We start from the raw sequence: 18,627 nt of genomic DNA on the forward strand, positions 1-18,627 counted from the left end.
TATTGTGTGAGCTCCATCACGGTTTTACAGTGGAAGACGGCTTAAAGTTTCCCTGGAAACGCCTAAATAAGCTGCTAAAAGAGATTTCGGTACCCGTTGAACTAAAGAAGGATATTTTTCCAAAAGCTGGTCATACCGTTCTTTTATTCCGGTTGTCATCATGGAAATAGTTCGTTGCTGAGCGGTAATAAATCCCAGGTATGCTTTTTCCAGAAAAAAATGTTCAAGTTTTGGTAGTTGGGTACAGAGCTTTTTGTAGTCATCTAACTGAAGGCACAATACTTCTGTATCTTCAAGGCATTCCAAAGACATCGTGGCCAAAGTTTGCTGATAGTAAGCAGGAAAATCTGTTTCCCACCAATCTTCCATGGCAAAGCCGATAATATGCTCTTTTCCGGTTTCATCAGAATAAACCAATTTCAAAAGACCTTTCAGGACAAAATAATTGTAAGGAACTGATTCTCCTTCCTGTACTAAAAACTGATGTTTTTTATATTTTTTATAGATAAAACAGGATGATATCAATTCAAACTCATCATCATTAAGGGGTAGTATTTTTTCGATATGAGACCTCAGCTGATACAGCATATTCTATTTTTTAAGGTATAAATTAAGGCTTTTGTTTCAACAGTTCATCGATCTGTTTGTAAAAGGAGTCTTTACTGTAATCTGCCAGCCCCTTATGATGCAGGCGGATGTTACCTTTTTTATCCAGTACTACCGTTGTAGGCAATGACCCACTGTAAAGTACACCCGGAATATTGCCAGCTGGCACCAGAAAAGGAACTGTAAAGCCTTTTTCCTTTAAATAAGATTTTCCAAGAGCTGTGTTATCATCAAGATTTACGGTAAGAAATACGATGTCCGGATTATTTTTATACTGATCATACAGCTTCTGAACGGAGGGAAATTCTGCTCTGCAGGGAGGACACCATGAAGCCCAAAAATTAATGAAGACTACTTTATTTTGTAAATCAGAAGTATTAATGATGGTTCCACCTTCACTTTTCAGCATAAATCCGGCATAGGAAACCCTTGCTGAAGCATTCTGATTCTCTTTTGATTCTGATATACTGGAATTGAGAATTCCTGTGGAAGCAACCTGTCTCATCAGCCATGCCTTTGCATCTTTATTCACCAATACGATAATGAACAATATTGTCAGTATTGCAGTGGAACCATTTTTCCTGATCCACGTTCTTACATTTTCCATGCTCTTTCCTCTTAATTCTTAGCCAAGATAAGATTAAAATTCTGATCAAAGGTTCTGAAGAAGTTTTTTAAGTCAAAAAAGTCTTTACATCGCAGGCAGCCAATGGAAGCTCTTTAAATACTTAGGTCTATAATTTTTATAATAACCAGCAATAAAGTTCACACAACAATCGTTAATAATTTATTTTTTAACATAATTGACTAAAAAACAGTTAATAAATCAATATACAATGCATAATATTATTTTTTATGTAACAGTCTTATTTTATTCTTGCTTTTACCATTTTCAAAAACATCCTTTTTCAGTGGATTTATTTCATAATTAATTTGTTACATGTAACAAATCTCCTATTCATCTAACTAATCGTACATCATCAAAACATTAATTCCTATACAAGAGATCTACTACTTTAAAATAAACTAATGCAAACATCCTTTTTAAAAATTACCGCTGCCACCGCAGCGCTCTGTTTCAGTACCCTGGCAATAGCCCAACAAACCTATTCTGTAAGTGGAACTGTGAAAGACAAAAAAAACGGTGAGCTGTTAATCGGAGTATCGGTAAAAGTAAGTGAAGATCCTTCCATCAACGTTGCAGCCAATGAATATGGATTTTATTCTCTTTCTCTGCCTGCAGGCAATTATACCATCATTATTTCCAATCCGGGATATAAAGATTTTGAACAACAGATTACAGTAGATCAGAATATGAAACTTGATCTGCCTCTTCTGCCTCAGGAAGAGACAACAAAGGCCATTGACGAAGTAGTTGTGACCGCTGTTAAAAAGGATAAAAATTTAACCTCTGCTCAAATGGGAGCAGAAACGTTGAATATAAAAAGTATTGAAAAGCTCCCTGTTCTTTTTGGGGAAAAGGATGTGATGAAAACCATACAGCTTTTACCGGGTATCAAAAGTAACGGTGAGGGAAGCAGCGGATTCAGTGTGAGAGGCGGCGCTACCGACCAGAATCTTATATTACTGGATGAAGCCCCGGTTTATAACGCGTCCCACCTTCTTGGGTTTTTCAGCACCTTCAACAGTGATGCTCTGAAAGATGCCAGTATCATCAAGGGAAACAGTCCTGCACAGTACGGAGGCCGGCTTTCGTCTGTACTGGATGTCAAAATGAAAGACGGAAATAATAAGGACTACAACCTGAATGGTGGAATCGGTCTGATCAGCAGCAGGCTGAGTGTAGAAGGTCCTATTCAGAAGGAAAAATCATCATTCATTGTTTCAGGAAGAAGAACTTATGCCGATTTGTTTCTTAAAACCAACAAAGATTATAAAGACAACAAGTTATATTTTTATGATCTCAACCTGAAAGCCAATTATCAGATCAATGAAAATAACCGTATTTATCTTTCAGGATACTTTGGAAGAGATGTTCTGGGATTGGGAGACACCTTCAATACAGACTGGGGAAATACAACAGCTACTTTGAGATGGAACAGCATTATCAGTAGTAAGTTATTCTCCAATACTTCATTTATCTACAGTAATTATGATTATAAAATCAGTCTGAAAAACGATGATACTGTATTTGATTTAAATTCAAAAATACGTGACTGGAATCTTAAGCAGGATTTCACCTGGTTTGCCGGGAACAAGCATTCTGTACGTTTCGGCCTCCAGTCTATTTATCATACTCTTACTCCAAGCAGTGCTTCTGGTACTACGGTGAGCAGCTTTCCAAGAAATCCGAGATATTCATGGGAAAATGCGGTTTACATCAATGATGATTTTAAAGCAACAGAAAAGTTAACCATCAATTACGGGGTAAGACTTGCCATGTTCAGTGTACTGGGAGGAGATACATTCAATACGTATGAAAACGGGGTACTTACCGACAGTGAATTCTTAGAGAAAGGGAAATTCGGGAAAACGTATGTGAATCCTGAACCAAGAATTAGCGCAAACTACCGAATCAATGAAGTAAGCAGTGTGAAAGGAGGTTATTCCCGCAATACACAGAATCTTCATCTTTTAAGCAACAGCAACAGCGGAAATCCTACTGACCAGTGGATAGGGAGCAGCTATACCGTAAAACCCGAAATTGCAGACCAGATCAGTGTAGGTTACAGCAGGAATTTCAACAACAATAATTATGAATTGAATGCTGAAGTTTACTACAAATCCATGAAAAATCAGATCGACTTCAAAAACGGAGCTCAGATTGGATTTGATGCCGGATCTGATGTAGAAAGTGAACTGTTGTTCGGAAAAGGAAGAGCTTATGGCCTTGAACTTATTGCTAAAAAGAAAAGCGGAAAACTTACAGGATGGATTTCCTATACCCTTTCTAAAACGGAAAGAAAGATCAACGGAATTAATAATAATGAATGGTACAATGCCAGAATGGATAAAACCCACGATCTATCCATTGTTGCCACTTACCAGCTTAATCCAAAATGGAGCTTTTCAGGATTATTTGTTTACAGCACAGGAAATGCCGTTACCTTCCCTACCGGAAAATATGAGCTGAACGGTCAAACCATATTCCAGTACAGCAACAGAAATGCTGACAGGATGCCTGCGTATCACAGAATGGATCTGAGTGCGACTTATGAACCTACTTCCAATAAGCGATTCCGCGGTTCATGGACGTTCGGTATTTATAACCTGTACGGCAGAGAGAATGCCTATACCATCAATTTCGAAGACAATCCTGACCGTCCCGGAACAACACGTGCGATGCAGACTTCTTTGTTCCGCTGGGTACCCAATATCACTTATAACTTCAAATTCTAAATCATGAAAAATACTTTTTATATCATATTATCTCTTTTTGCACTAACCTCTTGTGAAAAAGAGATCGATCTGGATCTGAATGATCAGAGCGGAAATATTGTCATTGAAGGGAATGTAACGAATCAATCAGGACCTTACACGGTAAAAATCACAAAATCAGTAAGTTTCTCAGAACCTAACCAGTATCCGGCTGTAACCGGAGCTCAGGTTATTTTAAGTGATGATATGGGTCAGACTGAAACCCTTCAGTATACAGGAAACGGAATGTATCAGACAACCGCTTTTGTAGGACAGCCCGGAAGAACTTACACATTGAAAGTACAGGCGGAAGGAAAGCAGTATACCGCTCAGAGCAGAATGCCTGAAATTGTTCATTTTGACGGGCTTGAACAGAGTTCTTTCAAATTTGGTGACAAAACCACTTATACCCTTCTACCGATCTTTACAGATCCACAGCCGCTTGGGAACCGTTATCTTTTTAGTTTTACCATCAATGATCTTCCTAAAAAATACATGAATACCTTTTCAGACAATGTAAATAACGGAATGCTTAACCAGCAACCTCTGATTCTGCCTAATGACGATAACAAAGGAAGAGACCATGAGGTGATTGTAGGAGACAAAATCTATGTAGAAATGCAGTCTATTGATAACAATATATTCACTTACTATAGCGCTCTGCTTCAGATTTCCGGAGGTAATGGCGGAGGTACTACTCCAGCCAACCCACCAAGTAATATCAATAATGGGGCTTTGGGTTATTTTTCCGCCCATACAACAGATACGGAAACTTTTGTGATCCAGCCTGTCACTCCATAAATTTTAAAAAGGATATTCCAATCAACGGAATATCCTTTTTTATTCTGTTTTACCTCAACTTTCTTTTTAAGGAATAATACCTGTACAACAGCTTGTCGTACCGGATTACACAGAATAATAATCCTGCAGTCATAATCAATGTTTTTAACTGGATCATGCTGTAACCAAAACCACCAATGATACATCCTGAAAAAAAGCAGGCAATAATCACCAGTTTCAGCGTAATATTCTTTTTAAGCTGCCGCTGTTCATTTTTTCTTTCCTTAAAAAACAGTTTTGAAAATTCTATTCCCAGATCTGTAAACAATCCTGTAAGATGGGTTGTTCTTACTACCGACTGTGATACTCTTGTAACCAATGAATTCTGAACTCCCATTGTAAAAAGCAAAAGTCCTGCAATTGCATGAGAAGATACAGAAATTTTTAGTTCCTCATAGCCTGATATTCCTACAAATCCTAATATCAAAATTTCGGTTATTAAAGGGATGAGATGCGGACGAACTGTCCTGTGTCCTGATGAAAATTCAACCAGGAAGCTGGAACAAAAGGCTCCGCCGAGAAAACAGATAATAAACAGAAAATAAGTAAGTGCTTCGCTGTAATGATCCAGAAGAATTTCTTCAGAAAAGAAAGCAAAGTGTCCTGTTATATTGGTTGTAAGCACTTTAACAGACAAAACACCTACAATATTCACTATTCCGGCAACGAATGAAAGTGCTGATGCCAGTTTAAGATTGTGAAAATAGGTTCTGTTTTTCCCTTTGTGTCTGAACATCTTAAATCTCTATAGAAGCTGGATACTTTTGTCAAAAAAAACAACTGGATAAAATAAATAAGTAAAAAAAAATAATTTAGAAATGTCAGCGTAAAGCTGTGAAAAACATGTCCGCTTAAATATTTATCCAGTGTTCTTTATAGAGTTACTATATCCCTTTTTATGTATTCTAAGTAATAAATTACAGACCTTACAGAAAGTAAAAACAGCTTCTCTACAGCTTTCTGAAGTCTTCTGTTTCTTAATTCAAAATCAATTTTATTACTTTTGTAAAAGTAATTCGTTTAGGAAAAAAACCTGGTGATCTGCATCAGTTTAAAATGTGATTTAAGTTAAAAAACGGAGCGTTTATTCACTAATCTGTATAGAAAAATTATGATCTCAAAATTTATTTTCAATAATCAGTATCTTTTTGATGAGCTCCCTGAATATGATAAGAACCTGCTCACAGAAGCAATGAAAACCCGGAACTATCGTAAAAATGAGCCTATATTTACGGACGGAACAAAACCCAATGGCGTTTACTACCTCAATGAAGGAAAAATAAAGAAATACAAGGTTGATAATGACGGAAGGGAGCAGATTATTTACATATATAGCTCAGGTGAATTTTTTGGTTATTCTGCCATTCTGAGTAATGAATCTTATGGAGACACTACCTCAACACTGGAAAATTCTGTTATCTCCTTTATTTCAAAAGACAGTTTTCTGGATATCCTCGGCCAGTCTTCAGTACTTTCAAGGCTACTGCTGAAATCTTTAAGTCATGAATTCAGTGTAATGGCCAATCTTATTGCTGTTTTATCTCATCGAACAGTCAGAGAAAGGGCTGCTTTGAGTTTGCTTATTCTTCATGATAAGTACAAATCCAATGATGACCCTGATCAGGAAGTATTCATTTCCCTTTCCCGTATAGATCTGGCCAATATGGTAGGGACAGCCAGAGAAACATTAGCCCGCATCATCAATGATTTTAAACAGGAAAAACTCATCAGATCTGAAGGACGAAAAATACAGATTATTGACTTTAAGCGGTTAATTCATATAGCTAATTTTTATTAGTAAAGTTATTTAGTCTAAAAGCCTTAATTTTCTACTGACAAACTGTTGTCATAACTACCTGTTACCTTTGTTTAAAATTAGTTTAAACAAAAAAATACCTTATGAAACTTACCTCATTAAGACTCATCAGCAAAGACATCAAAGCAGCAGTAGAATTTTACGAACAAACCATGGGAGCAACTGCCACATGGTATACTGAAGATTTTGCAGAACTTTCAGCAGATTCCATAACCATTGCCATAGGAAGTACCCGAACGATGCAGATGTTTTCGGAAGGTCTTACAGAATTCACAGGAACAAAATCAACCATTATTGAATTTATGGTTAAAAATGTAGATGAAGAATATGAAAGAATAAAAAGTATAACCTCTGAAATTATCCAGGAACCTACAACAATGCACTGGGGAAACAGATCTCTTCTATTCTGTGATCCGGATGGAAATCTGATTAACTTTTTTACTCCGGTAACTGTAGAAGCTGTGCAAAAATTCAGCTAAGCCTTTCTTCAATACAAAAACAACAACTCGCAGTGTATTCTGCAAGTTGTTGTTTATATGAATTTCAAAAATTAAATCTATTTTCCAAGAAACTCAATTGCTTTCGCTACAAAGGTATCATGGTATTGATAGAAAGAGGCATGTCCTGAATCCGGAAAAATCACCAATTCTGCCTGATCTAAGTTCTGAGCCATATTTTTGGCATTCTGAACAGACACAGGAAGGTCATTTTCACCATGAACAATCAATACCGGATTTTTGATCTTTTGTATCTCGGTAAGGGCATCAACATTGGGTTGAGCCCAGCTCAATACAGCGGCAAACTGTGAATTTGAAGCATTATCATTTAATGGAAGATCTCTGTCTGCTGTACGAAGCTGAATTCTTGCAAAAGCTGCTTTTCCTTCTGCTGTACTCTGAGCCGACTCTGTAAATCCGAATTTCAGGAAGGAAGCTTCAGGACTTAACCCCGCTGTTCCTGCAACAATATTAGGTAAGTTAGATAATCCGATTGCTCCCTGAGGCCCTGTTCCGGTTAAAATCACTTTATTAATCAATGAGGGATGCGTCAGCACAATTCTCTGAGCAATAAAACCACCCATGGAAAACCCCATAATATTCACTTTATTCAAATTCAACGCATTGATAAAATCGACTGCATCATCTGCCATCGCCTGAACGGTATTTGGAGTAATTCCTTTGGAAGAAGCCACTCCTTTATTGTCGAAGATAATGACTTTATATTTTTTTGCCAGTCCATCTGTCACTGCAGGATCCCAGTCATCCATTGAACCATCCAAGCCCGGCAGAAGCACCAATGGAATTCCATCTTCTTTTCCTAAAACGCGGTATGCAATGGCATTTCCTTTAACGTTTATGAATTGGGTTTTGGCAGTTTGGTGGTTTCTGTTTTGTACCTCCTGTACCGTGGGAGGTTCATTTTCTTCAGTGCAGGACACTGTTGCTACGGTAAAAAGAGTTAAGCATAATAGGCTAACGGCTGAAATTTTTCTGATTGTTTTCATTGTAGTTTATTTTTGTTTGATTATGGTGCAAACATAAAACACACAAACAGGCAGAACACTCAAAAGCTTTATCAACAGGACATTTTAGGAATTCAATTAGACATTTTTGAAGGTGAAAATTACAAGTGGAAAGTGTAAAGACAATTTTTACCCCCCTAAGCCGTTTTCAAGGCATTGAGTGTTTTCATTGCTTTTTCAGCATCTTCTTTTGCAATAAAAATATGATCGTGAAAATAAGCAGCAACTACATTACAGCTGATATTTTCATGTTTCAGGGCATTTGCAAAGGCTGCCGTGAGCCCTACAGCCTCCAGAGAAGAATGAATATTAAGAGTAATCCATGAAGCAATATAACTGTAAGTGATACTCCATTCATCTGCAACTTCTTTTCTTAAAACTATGGTAACCGCCTCAGCTTCCCGAAAGAAAAATAAAACCTTTTCTATATCCGGTATCTCACTAAGGTTTTCAACGGCGCCAAACACATATTCTCCTGTATTTAATACCAGTTCCATATTCTGAAGCAGAACGGCCAAATCTTTTTCTCCTGTCATCTTTTTGGTACAAAGCTAAGATATAGATTGCAGCAGCAGTTTATCAAATGATAAAAAACAAGAAAGAAGGCTGTGTGCCTTCTTTTTTGTTTTGTAATTGTAACCTGTCAACTGAACCTCTTTATATGTATTTGTGTTTTTTTCATTTGGCTTTTTAAGAAGCCCGTTTAAGGTTATTCATCACCACATTTAATTTCATCAGTGTTTATTAATTTCATCATTTGTGTTTTTATAACTATCGTTTATTAATTGTATAGTTATAATCATTTGTTGTTTTTTGTGTATGAAATTTAAAATCCGAATAAGCTTTCTCATTTACTTTTTCATTACTTAAATTTCACAGTACAAAGGAACAACATTACAAAATAAAATCCTCTATAAACCCCATCGATACATCTCGATTTGCTTATAGATATTTATCGATAAAACAAATTCTCTGATAATAAAAAGTGAAGAATATCCTACAGACTGCTATAATTTGTGGTGTGTTTTAATGAGGTCCACCAGTTCAACCATATTTTCTATCTTTAGTTTTTCAAAGATATTTTTTTTAATTGTACTTACTGTATTCTGTTTGATATTCAAGCTGTTTGAAATTTCCAGGTTTCCATATCCTTCAGCATAAAGTTCTGCAATCTGCAGTTCCCGTTTGGTCAAACTGTTGAGAGGGCTTATCAGATCCGGATTGTAAACAAGCTGTACCAATAAATTCCTCAAAAGGTCAGAAAAATATTCTCCCTTCTCTATAAAAGTTGTGATCGCTTCTCTTACCTCTTCCTCTTCACTCAGTTTGCTCAGATATCCGTTAGCACCCGCTTTGATAAATTTAAGGCCATGCAGATCTTCTTCAAGTCCTGTAAAAATCAAAACTTTAAGATCAGGATTTATACTTTTCATCTGAGGCAGAATATGCAGACTGTTTCCGTCCGGGAAATGAGCATCAATGATAGCCATTTCAATTCCTTTGGATTCTATCAGCTCCAATACCTGATGTAATGATGAAGTCTGATAAACTTTAGCGTTGGGAACAATATCACTGATAACAATTTCCATTCCCTGGCGCACAATGCTGTGGTCGTCTGCCAGCAGGAATATAATTTCTTTATTTTGAATTGGTGTTTCCATTATTATTAATATTTAAATTGATCCTGAATGTCACTTTCGTTCCTTTGTGCAGTTTACTTTCTACTGATATATCACCATCAAAAAGCTCTACGATTTCCTTTACAAGATTAAGACCAAGTCCCGCCCCCAGATTATCTACTTCATCAGATACCATTCCCTGATAGTAAGGATCAAAAATTTTACCAAGATCAGATTCTGATATTCCTACTCCGGTATCTCCTACCGTTGTAATCAGGGAAATTTGATTTTCTCCTATAGGTTCAGTGGCCATAACGAGATCAATCTGTCCGTTTTCTGTAAACTTGTTGGCATTCCCCAGAATATTCATAAAAATCTGGTTGATTCTGATATTATCCGAATATACCTGTACTTCTTCAGGAATCCTGTCTGTTACCACAAACCTGTTGTTTCTGGTTTCCAGATATGGAGTAATTACCTTCACAATAGAACTGATCTCATCTTTAAGGTTGAAAACCGATTTTATAAGTTCTTTTTCAGCATTCTCATTTTTAGTGTATTCCAGGATCTGGTTAGATTGCAGAAGCAGAGTACTGTTGGTAAACTTGATAGATTTAAGATAATCCTTTATTGTTTCGTCCTCTGTAGTTCTGTGGATCTTATCTATAAAAATATTAATAATTTTTAACGGGGATCTCAGATCGTGGCTCAGCATTCCCAGAATTCTGTTTTTAAAATTAAGGTTCTTTTTAATCTCTTTATTAGCAGCATCCAGTTTTTGTTCATAAACAAACGCCATTCTTGTAAAATACATGATCAGAATGGATACAATAAACATAAGAATCATTAATCCCAATACCAGATATGTTCTAATCCTGTTATTATTGGAGCTCTGCTCATTATATTCTTTTTCCAGTTCAGTTTTAAAATCTTTGATGGCATTTTCGTAGACTTCTATTAAGCCGTTACTATACACCAGCAGTTTACTGAAATTGCTGTAAAACTGCAGGTTGATTTTCTGTTTTTGGGCAGCAAGCATCTGTACTTTCTTTACTTCAGCAGCATAATGCTTATCCATAGACTTTATTGTATTGTCCATTTTAGATTTAACCTGAGAAAGATCCAGCGTTTTGTTGTTGGTCATCGTGATTACCGTACTTTCTTTCTGAACATCCACTTTACCTGTTACAGCATCTTTTAAACGGCCAAAAAAACCTTTCTTTTTAACAGTGTCTGCATAGGTTCGGGTTTGAATCTTGAAATCTTCAAAATCATTTTTATATTTGGCAGGTTCGTACTGCTTATCCTCAATTTTTGATGGTGGATTCAGGGAAGTCTGGTATACAGAATCTATCAATGTTTTCAGTTTTGCAGTCTTTAAGGTATCCTGACTGTGAGCTGCCAGATTCTTTTTCAACCTCGGACTTGTATTTTCATATTCACCAATCTTATCAAAATTGATTTTAAGTTTTCTCAACGACTGAAAATATAACTGCAGCTCTTTATTATTCTGAGTAGCCATATATTTCTGAAGATGTTCCTGGGCATCCAGAAAATCTTTCCTGGAGTTATCCGTCAATCCTCCCAATGCACGGCTCTGCTCCAGCTGGTCTTTAATAAACTTCAGCTTCTTACCGTTGACAAATTCGTTATAAAAAAATATGGCGATAATGACCTGTATCAGTAAAATACAAAGGATCAATGAGTAATGAACAAGTTTTCTCAATTTAAAATTTAAGAATTTATATTTCATATTTGTTTATCAGTTAAATTAATTTCCTGACTACATAAGTCCATTAGATATTAGCCCTCAACAATATACTATTATTTTCAACAATTTCATAATAACAGTATATCATCTGATTCGCAAAGTTAAAGTAATTTTTGTCTTCTTATAATAATGAATATTTGATAAAACTCACAGAATTTATTTTTTTTTACTATTAAAATGCTTTGTAAACATTTAGTTTTATTTACGTAAATCTATTTTTTTAGATCAATTGCAAAAGTTGATGCTCTGTAAAATATTCTGCATCTGCTTATTTTATTATATCTACTGAATAATATCTAATCAAATAGAGAATGAAAAAAACAACTTTTCACTCCTGTATTTGATCATTTTAAAGAACCATTCTTCCTCTGTCTAACAAACTTTCCGGACATTCAGTATTTCTACTCAATACCACAATTGGTAATTTACACTCTAAGAACATATATCCTCTTCTTTGTTACTTTGAAATGCTTATTAATAGTGATAATATTCCATGGAAAACCATGATATTCAGATGTACCGGAAGATTCGTCTCTACACTTCATCCATTGTATGAATGAAATTCAGAGAGTATTAAAGACCAGCAATGATGATACATTTCTACTTATTGCTGTCTTTACTTTTCTCTATTTCTACAATACGACTATAAAAAATAAAAACAAATAACCTATGATTACTGAAAACTACGACGTAATCGTCATTGGCGGAGGAGCAATAGGTCTTGCAACAGCCTATCATCTCGGTCAGCGCCAGGCTAAGACTTTGGTATTGGAACAATATACTTTTGTGAATCAGCTGGGCAGCTCTGCAGGAGTTTCCCGCCAGTTCCGGATCCCCTATCCGGATGAATATATGGTACAAATGGCTTTGGACTCTCAACCTTACTGGGATGAGCTCCAAAAAAAGACCGATACCCCATTGCTTGATAAAGTAGGCACACTCTGGTTTGGAGATCCTGAAGTACATTCTACCGAAGGAAATATTGCTGAGGCAGAGAAAGCTTTAGAAGCCTTAGGAGTTCCTTATACCAACTTAACCTCAAAAGAAATTGAAGAGCAGTATCATTTCAAAAACCTGCCGGATAATTATGTAGGTCTGTTTCAGCCTGATGGAGCCAGCATTAATTTTAAAGCAACTATTGAAACGCTTCTAAGCCTTTGTCAGAAAGAAAAAACCGTAGAGCTCAGAGAAGATTCTCCCGTACTTGAGATCAAACAAAATGGTGAACTTTTTGAGCTTACCACTCCCAACGGAATATATATTGCCAAAAAGCTGGCCATTATTCCCGGGCCTTATATCAACAGTGTGATCAATTTACTGGATTTTAAGATAGAAGCTACCTACTGGAATATGTCTTCTGCTTATTTTAAAAAGACTGATCCTGCCATACAATATCCAACCTGGTTTGTATTCCAGAATGCAACAGGAGATAATGGCAATCAGTTTTACGGTTTTCCTTCCGTTGAATGGGATCATCCGGAGTACATCCGCGTAGCACCGGATTTTGTCATCAATCCTCTGGAGGAACCAAGCGACAGAACATTGATTCCAAACCCGGAGGAACTCGCCTATACTTCCCAATGGATACAAAACCATATGACCGGGCTGAGCATTGAACCGGAATATACCTCAACATGTCTTATCGCTTTAAGCACAATTCCCAATAAAGAATTACTGATTGATTTTGCACCTTCTTATGTACCCAACCATAAAAACATTGTAGTATATGCCACAGGATGGGCCGCAAAATTCACACCCTTTTTAGGTAAAATCATGTCTGATCTAGCACTAGACGGACATACTGATTTTGACATTACCCCTTTCCGATTAGGATATAAATATTTCTTAGCACTTTAAAAAATTATAAAACCATGAACAGAGAAAACGTAAACAAAGATACTCCGCTGTATCCGGAAATGCAGCCCGATCTGAAAGTAGAAGTAGCCATTATTGGTGCCGGAACTTCCGGACTATATACTGCTTTCCGCCTGGTAGCAGACAATAAATATAAAGGTCATGAAGTCCAGATCTTCGATATGAGTGACAGATTAGGCGGAAGACTGGAATCCGTAGTTATGCCGGGAATGAACTTCTGGGGTGAGCTGGGAGGAATGCGTTATCTGACTTCTCAGGAAATTGTAACCACATTGATAGAAGGGTACCCATTGAAAGAACAGGACTTAAGCAAAAGAACCCCTGTTCTGAAAGATAAGATGACTCCTATCCCATTCCATATGGGAGAACCTGAAAAACTCCTGATGTACATCAGAAAAGAGCGTTTCAAACAGAATGCCTGGACAGAAGAACAAAAACATGACAACAAGCTGATTACCCGCTATTATCTGAATGAAGGGGATGAAGGGTTCAGTTCTGATCAGTTATTCAATAAAATCATTTACAATGTTCTAATGGCAGATGCATGGGTGGCTGAAACCTATAAAGAACTGATCATTGCAGACCCTAACGGATATGATTATACATTTAAACTGACAAGCCGCGACTGGGATGCTATAAAACCAAGAATGATCTACAATTTTCCTGGTTCCCCTTATGACAAACGTCTGGTAAATGATATTGGTTTCTGGAACTTAATAAAGGATCAGGTTTCTCAGGAAGGGTATGAATTCTTAGCCAATGCCGGAGGGTATTATTCCAATACCATCAACTGGAATTCTGCTGAGGCATTTCCATATATGGTAGGAGATTTTTCTGCCGACACCACCTACAAAACCATTGAGGAAGGATATGACAGCATTGCCTATGCAGTAGCTAACACTTATATGGAATACGAGGGAGCCCGCATCTGGTCGGAAAACAAACTGATTACTTTCACCAAAGACCATAATTTAACAGCCACTCATAAATACGAACTCACGTTCCTGAATATCCAAAGTAACAAAACATGGAAAGTGTACGCCAATTCAATAGTATTGGGTATGCCAAGGAAATCACTTGAACTTCTGGATCAGAATAACTTCTTTTTTGACGCTAACAGACATCAGGAACTGAATAAAAATATCCGCTCTATCATCATGGAGCCTGCATTTAAAATCCTTATGGGCTTTGAAGGTCCATGGTGGAGAGATCTTGATATTTATTCCGGGCACTCTATTACAGACTTACCTATGAGACAATGTTATTATTTCGGTACTGATGAAGAAACTAAAAATTCTATGCTGTTGGGAAGCTACGGAGATATGGAAACGGAAACATTCTGGAAAGCGCTTTCAGATGACAAAGTTCTGTTTAAAGTAAGAGCCGCAAGGTCTGCATCATTGGAAGAACTGCATAAGTTTGATGATGTTCAGGCTACGGAATTCATGGTAAATGAATTGATGAACCAGCTGAAAGAATTACACGGTATAGATATACCACAGCCTTATGTAACTTATTTCAGAGACTGGACGGATGATCCTTATGGCGCAGGATATCATGCATGGAAAGCAGGTTTCTCTGTGAAAGACGTCATGCCTTACATGAGAAAACCGCTGGCAGATGAGCAAATCCACATTATCGGGGAAGCTTATTCTGATCAGCAGGGCTGGGTGGAAGGTGCTTTCTGTGAAGCTGAAAAAATGCTGCAGACTCATTTTAAATTAGACTGGCCCTACTGGCTCGATCCTGAATATTATTTAGGATGGTAATCCTGAATTCATAATATTAAGATGATGTGTATCAATAAAGTTCCGGACTTTTTCGGAGCTTTTTGTTTCTATTAATCAAAAATCAGAATTCCATATAACACACTCAATGTAAGCATCTTAATTCATTTAATATTTTTTTTTTAAATCAAAATATTTGTTGGAGTATTAATTAATTTATTACATTTGCATAACTAGTTATATAATCAATTATATTTATGGATTTATTTGAAAAAACAGGAAAAATTGCATTAGGCAGCAGATTGCGGTTTATGGCTTCCAATATTACAGAAGAAGCAGCGAAGATCTATGAAATGTATGATGTTGATTTTTCACCGAAATGGTTTCCGGTATTTTTTGTTCTTTCCGAAGAAGGTTCAAAAACAATAACCGAGATTGCAGAAGAAATAGGACATTCTCAACCTTCTGTAACCAAAATCATCAAAGAAATGACTACAGCGGGATTGGTGAAGGATAACCAGAAGTCCCAGGATAAAAGGAGAAATATTGCTGCACTGACTGAAAAGGGAAAAGAGTTTTCTGCCAAAATAAAAGTTCAGTGTATAGATATTGACCATGCTATTGATGAAATGATTAGCGAAGCAACACACAATCTTTGGGAAGCTCTCGCAGAGTGGGAGCACCTTTTTGAACAGAAGTCTTTGCTCGCAAGGGTAAAAGAACAGAAAAAGGCCCGTGAAAGCAAAAATGTAAAGATCGTTGAATATGATCCGAAATACCAATCCGCATTCAAAGCACTCAATGAAGAATGGATTTCCACTTATTTTGAAATGGAAGAAACAGACTATAAAGCCCTGGACAATCCGGAAGAATATATTTTAAATAAGGGAGGAAAAATTCTTGTCGCTTTATACAATGAAGAGCCGCTGGGAGTATGTGCTCTCATCAAAATGGAAGATCCGGATTATGATTTTGAACTGGCAAAAATGGCTGTTTCCCCAAAAGCACAAGGAAAGAATATAGGCTGGCTTCTGGGACAAGCGATCATCAAAACCGCAAAAGAATCCGGAGCATCAAAAATATATCTAGAAAGCAATACCATATTGAAACCTGCTATCAATCTGTATTACAAACTGGGTTTTAAGAAAGTATCCGGACGATCAACTCCTTATCAGCGTTGTAATATTCAAATGGAATTAAATGTAAACGATTAAAATATGTATGATAAAAAAGTAGCCATCGTTATAAAAGATGACCTGTTACCATGGCAAAAACTTAATGTTGCCTCTTTTCTGGCAGGAAGTATTGCTATTGAGTTCCCGGAAACTCATGGTGAAAGATTCGTAACTGCAGATCAGGAAGAGTTTTTACCCTTTATAAAGCACCCTACCCTTGTCTACAAAGCAGAAAGTACAGAAAAACTTCAAAGAGCATTCCGCCGCTCGAAAGAACGTGATCTGGCCATTGGAATTTATACCCAACAGCTTTTTGAAACCCGGTCAGGTGAAGAGAATGTTCTTGAAATAGCAAAGCATCGTGCTGATGAACTGGATCTGGTTGGTATTATCGTGTATGGCGAAAATAAAAAGTTAGATAAGGCTTTGGATGGACTAAAATTTCATGAATAAAACCAATTATTATGTACGATAGAATACAACAAAGCTTTGACAAACAGGGAATCATGAAAACAATTGGTGCCCAATTAGAAGAAGTTCAGCAGGGACAGGTAAAAATTACCTGCAGATTTTCTGAAGACCTTACACAACACAATGGATTTTTTCATGCCGGAGTTTTAACAACAATTGTTGACAGTGCCTGCGGATATGCAGCTTTAACAACTATGCCTGAAAATGCCAATGTCTTTACAGTGGAATTCAAAGTTAATTTTATGAAACCTGCCAATACAGATCAGCTTGTCGCTATTGGAAAAGTTCTGCAGACAGGAAAAACACTTACCATTTGCGAAGGCTATGTCTATGATCAAAAAGAGGAAAAACTTATTGCAAAAATGACAGCAACGATGATTGCTATACAGTCATAGAACCCATTTTCTTCTCATCATACTACAATGCACAAATCTTTTTATTTGTGCATTTTTTATATAAATATTCATTATCTCGGTTCTAGTTAAAATATTAGCTGTTATATACTAATTCCATATCACCATCATTAGTTTTTTCTATTTCTCAGGAGGAATCTTGAGGTGATATTTTCCTAACTTTTCAGTTTGAAATAAAGAAAAAGAATACAGATTACTTCTGACTGTTTCATTGTATTATAAACTGAAATATTCAAAAGCAAATAACAGCAAAACAGATTCATCATCTTATGACAGATAAAAATTTTAATCCTCATAAAGGCTTTGTATTCACCAAACATGTGCCGGAGGAATTATCGCATTTTGACAGGGTCTTTGATGTTTTCAAAGATTTGCTCACCCATACCTCCGGAGATATTGAGGAAGCCTTTGAATGGCTTGATATGCTTGACAAGGAATATGATATTTTTGACGAGGAATATACCCTTCAGGATTTTGAAGAAGATTTGAAAAAAAGAGGTTATATCAAAGAGGAAGACCCTGAAGAAGGCAATACCGGAAGTGGAAAAGGCAAAAATATATTAACTCCAAAACTGGAAGCAGCCCTTCGTGAGTATGCATTAGATCAGATTTTTGGAAAACTGAAGAAAAATGGAGCAGGAAATCACCGCACTACCAAAACAGGAATTGGTGACGAACGTGATGGTGAAAACCGTTCTTTCCAATATGGAGACGACTTAGCAGCCGTAAACATGACTGAAAGCTTAAAAAATGCACAGATCAATAACGGAATTTCAGACCTTCGTCTTACAGAAGACGATCTTATTGTAGAAGAAACCAAACATAAGGCACAGATGAGTACCGTCCTTATGATCGACATCAGCCACTCTATGATCTTATATGGTGAAGATCGTATTACTCCTGCAAAAAAGGTTGCCATGGCACTCGTGGAACTGATCAAACGGAAATACCCCAAAGATTCCATTGATATCATCGTCTTTGGAAATGAAGCATGGCCCATTAAGATCAAAGACCTTCCCTATTTAAAAGTAGGCCCTTATCATACCAACACAGTGGCTGGTCTTGAGCTGGCAATGGATATTCTCCGCAGAAAAAGAAATACCAACAAACAGATTTTTATGATCACCGACGGAAAACCGAGCTGTATTCAATTGCCAAGCGGAGAGTTTTATATGAACAGTTTTGGTTTGGATGAAAAGATTGTTAACCAATGCCTCAACAGAGCAGCACAAGCCAGAAAATTGAAAATTCCCATTACTACTTTTATGATTGCCCAGGATCCCTATCTGCGTCAGTTTGTAGAAGAGTTTACCGCTCAGAACAAAGGAAAAGCATTTCTGACAGGGCTATCAGGTTTAGGCCAGATGATCTTCGAGGATTACGAAAAAAACAGAATAAGAAGAATATAGAGGTT

Annotated in this window: 17 protein-coding genes; 10 read left to right on the forward strand and 7 right to left on the reverse strand. The window is 36.7% G+C overall.

The genetic code is table 11. From position 1 onward, the window contains the following. Positions 1 to 24: 24 nt before the first annotated feature. Together SFA27_RS14445 and SFA27_RS14450 are read right to left on the reverse strand one after the other, a co-directional pair. Positions 25 to 588, reverse strand: coding sequence for a Crp/Fnr family transcriptional regulator (locus tag SFA27_RS14445; RefSeq protein WP_407292994.1), 564 nt, complete (start codon positions 586 to 588; stop codon positions 25 to 27). A 22-nt stretch (positions 589 to 610) separates the two neighbouring features. Next, complete coding sequence (locus SFA27_RS14450; protein ID WP_407292996.1) at positions 611 to 1,213, reverse strand: TlpA family protein disulfide reductase; 603 nt, start codon at positions 1,211 to 1,213, stop codon at positions 611 to 613. A gap of 422 nt (positions 1,214 to 1,635) precedes the next feature. Between SFA27_RS14450 and SFA27_RS14455 the strand changes: the two genes are divergently transcribed. Next, a complete protein-coding gene (locus tag SFA27_RS14455) occupies positions 1,636 to 3,966 on the forward strand; it encodes a TonB-dependent receptor (RefSeq protein WP_407292998.1) in 2,331 nt (776 codons plus the stop codon). Between the two features lie 3 nt (positions 3,967 to 3,969). Next, positions 3,970 to 4,785 (forward strand): DUF4249 domain-containing protein, encoded by an 816-nt coding sequence (locus SFA27_RS14460; protein ID WP_407293001.1) that lies wholly within the window; start codon positions 3,970 to 3,972, stop codon positions 4,783 to 4,785. Positions 4,786 to 4,834: 49 nt separating this feature from the next. Here SFA27_RS14460 and SFA27_RS14465 read toward each other — a convergent pair whose 3' ends face one another. Next, the gene (locus SFA27_RS14465; RefSeq protein WP_047375612.1) at positions 4,835 to 5,560 is read right to left on the reverse strand and encodes a YoaK family protein; all 726 of its coding nucleotides are present in this window, start codon (positions 5,558 to 5,560) and stop codon (positions 4,835 to 4,837) included. Between the two features lie 375 nt (positions 5,561 to 5,935). On the opposite strand from SFA27_RS14465, the gene SFA27_RS14470 reads away from it, so the two are divergent. Continuing rightward, positions 5,936 to 6,622: a Crp/Fnr family transcriptional regulator gene (locus SFA27_RS14470; protein ID WP_407293004.1), complete on the forward strand. Its 687-nt coding sequence runs from the start codon at positions 5,936 to 5,938 to the stop codon at positions 6,620 to 6,622. Positions 6,623 to 6,723: 101 nt separating this feature from the next. Beyond that, on the forward strand, positions 6,724 to 7,119 hold the full coding sequence (locus SFA27_RS14475; RefSeq protein ID WP_407293006.1) for a VOC family protein: 396 nt from the start codon (positions 6,724 to 6,726) through the stop codon (positions 7,117 to 7,119). 77 nt (positions 7,120 to 7,196) lie between these two features. Here SFA27_RS14475 and SFA27_RS14480 read toward each other — a convergent pair whose 3' ends face one another. From SFA27_RS14480 to SFA27_RS14495, 4 genes are all read right to left on the reverse strand, one after another. Continuing rightward, positions 7,197 to 8,144 (reverse strand): alpha/beta fold hydrolase, encoded by a 948-nt coding sequence (locus SFA27_RS14480; protein WP_407293008.1) that lies wholly within the window; start codon positions 8,142 to 8,144, stop codon positions 7,197 to 7,199. A gap of 155 nt (positions 8,145 to 8,299) precedes the next feature. Next, positions 8,300 to 8,698 (reverse strand): ACT domain-containing protein, encoded by a 399-nt coding sequence (locus SFA27_RS14485; RefSeq protein ID WP_407293010.1) that lies wholly within the window; start codon positions 8,696 to 8,698, stop codon positions 8,300 to 8,302. A gap of 471 nt (positions 8,699 to 9,169) precedes the next feature. Beyond that, complete coding sequence (locus tag SFA27_RS14490; protein ID WP_185097813.1) at positions 9,170 to 9,823, reverse strand: response regulator transcription factor; 654 nt, start codon at positions 9,821 to 9,823, stop codon at positions 9,170 to 9,172. After that, positions 9,801 to 11,507 (reverse strand): HAMP domain-containing sensor histidine kinase, encoded by a 1,707-nt coding sequence (locus SFA27_RS14495; RefSeq protein WP_264518280.1) that lies wholly within the window; start codon positions 11,505 to 11,507, stop codon positions 9,801 to 9,803. Before SFA27_RS14495 ends, SFA27_RS14490 begins: the two co-directional genes overlap by 23 nt. Positions 11,508 to 12,221: 714 nt before the next feature. Between SFA27_RS14495 and SFA27_RS14500 the strand changes: the two genes are divergently transcribed. The 6 genes from SFA27_RS14500 (at position 12,222) to SFA27_RS14525 (ending at position 18,622) form a co-directional block, all read left to right on the forward strand. Next, entirely contained in the window at positions 12,222 to 13,409 is a 1,188-nt protein-coding gene (locus SFA27_RS14500; protein ID WP_407293013.1) for an FAD-dependent oxidoreductase, read from the forward strand. Positions 13,410 to 13,423: 14 nt separating this feature from the next. After that, a complete protein-coding gene (locus tag SFA27_RS14505; protein ID WP_407293016.1) occupies positions 13,424 to 15,196 on the forward strand; it encodes a flavin monoamine oxidase family protein in 1,773 nt (590 codons plus the stop codon). A 215-nt stretch (positions 15,197 to 15,411) separates the two neighbouring features. Then, positions 15,412 to 16,368, forward strand: a complete 957-nt coding sequence (locus SFA27_RS14510) for a GNAT family N-acetyltransferase (protein ID WP_407293018.1) — start codon at positions 15,412 to 15,414, stop codon at positions 16,366 to 16,368. A 3-nt stretch (positions 16,369 to 16,371) separates the two neighbouring features. Further along, a complete protein-coding gene (locus tag SFA27_RS14515) occupies positions 16,372 to 16,782 on the forward strand; it encodes a DUF2000 family protein (RefSeq protein WP_407293020.1) in 411 nt (136 codons plus the stop codon). Between the two features lie 11 nt (positions 16,783 to 16,793). Further along, positions 16,794 to 17,195: a PaaI family thioesterase gene (locus tag SFA27_RS14520; protein ID WP_407293022.1), complete on the forward strand. Its 402-nt coding sequence runs from the start codon at positions 16,794 to 16,796 to the stop codon at positions 17,193 to 17,195. A 287-nt stretch (positions 17,196 to 17,482) separates the two neighbouring features. Next, positions 17,483 to 18,622: a vWA domain-containing protein gene (locus SFA27_RS14525; RefSeq protein WP_407293024.1), complete on the forward strand. Its 1,140-nt coding sequence runs from the start codon at positions 17,483 to 17,485 to the stop codon at positions 18,620 to 18,622. Positions 18,623 to 18,627: the final 5 nt, after the last annotated feature.

The organism is Chryseobacterium sp. HR92, from assembly GCF_045689405.1.
Lineage (GTDB): Bacteria > Bacteroidota > Bacteroidia > Flavobacteriales > Weeksellaceae > Chryseobacterium > Chryseobacterium viscerum_A.

Bases quoted from the DNA above. Each gene is read 5' to 3' on its own strand.
- SFA27_RS14525 (WP_407293024.1), top strand. From the start codon at position 17,483: ATGACAGATAAAAATTTTAATCCTCATAAAGGCTTTGTATTCACCAAA.
- SFA27_RS14510 (WP_407293018.1), top strand. From the start codon at position 15,412: ATGGATTTATTTGAAAAAACAGGAAAAATTGCATTAGGCAGCAGATTG.
- SFA27_RS14475 (WP_407293006.1), top strand. From the start codon at position 6,724: ATGAAACTTACCTCATTAAGACTCATCAGCAAAGACATCAAAGCAGCA.
- SFA27_RS14490 (WP_185097813.1), bottom strand. From the start codon at position 9,823: ATGGAAACACCAATTCAAAATAAAGAAATTATATTCCTGCTGGCAGAC.
- SFA27_RS14455 (WP_407292998.1), top strand. From the start codon at position 1,636: ATGCAAACATCCTTTTTAAAAATTACCGCTGCCACCGCAGCGCTCTGT.
- SFA27_RS14515 (WP_407293020.1), top strand. From the start codon at position 16,372: ATGTATGATAAAAAAGTAGCCATCGTTATAAAAGATGACCTGTTACCA.
- SFA27_RS14460 (WP_407293001.1), top strand. From the start codon at position 3,970: ATGAAAAATACTTTTTATATCATATTATCTCTTTTTGCACTAACCTCT.
- SFA27_RS14500 (WP_407293013.1), top strand. From the start codon at position 12,222: ATGATTACTGAAAACTACGACGTAATCGTCATTGGCGGAGGAGCAATA.
- SFA27_RS14465 (WP_047375612.1), bottom strand. From the start codon at position 5,560: ATGTTCAGACACAAAGGGAAAAACAGAACCTATTTTCACAATCTTAAA.
- SFA27_RS14520 (WP_407293022.1), top strand. From the start codon at position 16,794: ATGTACGATAGAATACAACAAAGCTTTGACAAACAGGGAATCATGAAA.
- SFA27_RS14450 (WP_407292996.1), bottom strand. From the start codon at position 1,213: ATGGAAAATGTAAGAACGTGGATCAGGAAAAATGGTTCCACTGCAATA.
- SFA27_RS14470 (WP_407293004.1), top strand. From the start codon at position 5,936: ATGATCTCAAAATTTATTTTCAATAATCAGTATCTTTTTGATGAGCTC.
- SFA27_RS14480 (WP_407293008.1), bottom strand. From the start codon at position 8,144: ATGAAAACAATCAGAAAAATTTCAGCCGTTAGCCTATTATGCTTAACT.
- SFA27_RS14445 (WP_407292994.1), bottom strand. From the start codon at position 588: ATGCTGTATCAGCTGAGGTCTCATATCGAAAAAATACTACCCCTTAAT.
- SFA27_RS14505 (WP_407293016.1), top strand. From the start codon at position 13,424: ATGAACAGAGAAAACGTAAACAAAGATACTCCGCTGTATCCGGAAATG.
- SFA27_RS14485 (WP_407293010.1), bottom strand. From the start codon at position 8,698: ATGACAGGAGAAAAAGATTTGGCCGTTCTGCTTCAGAATATGGAACTG.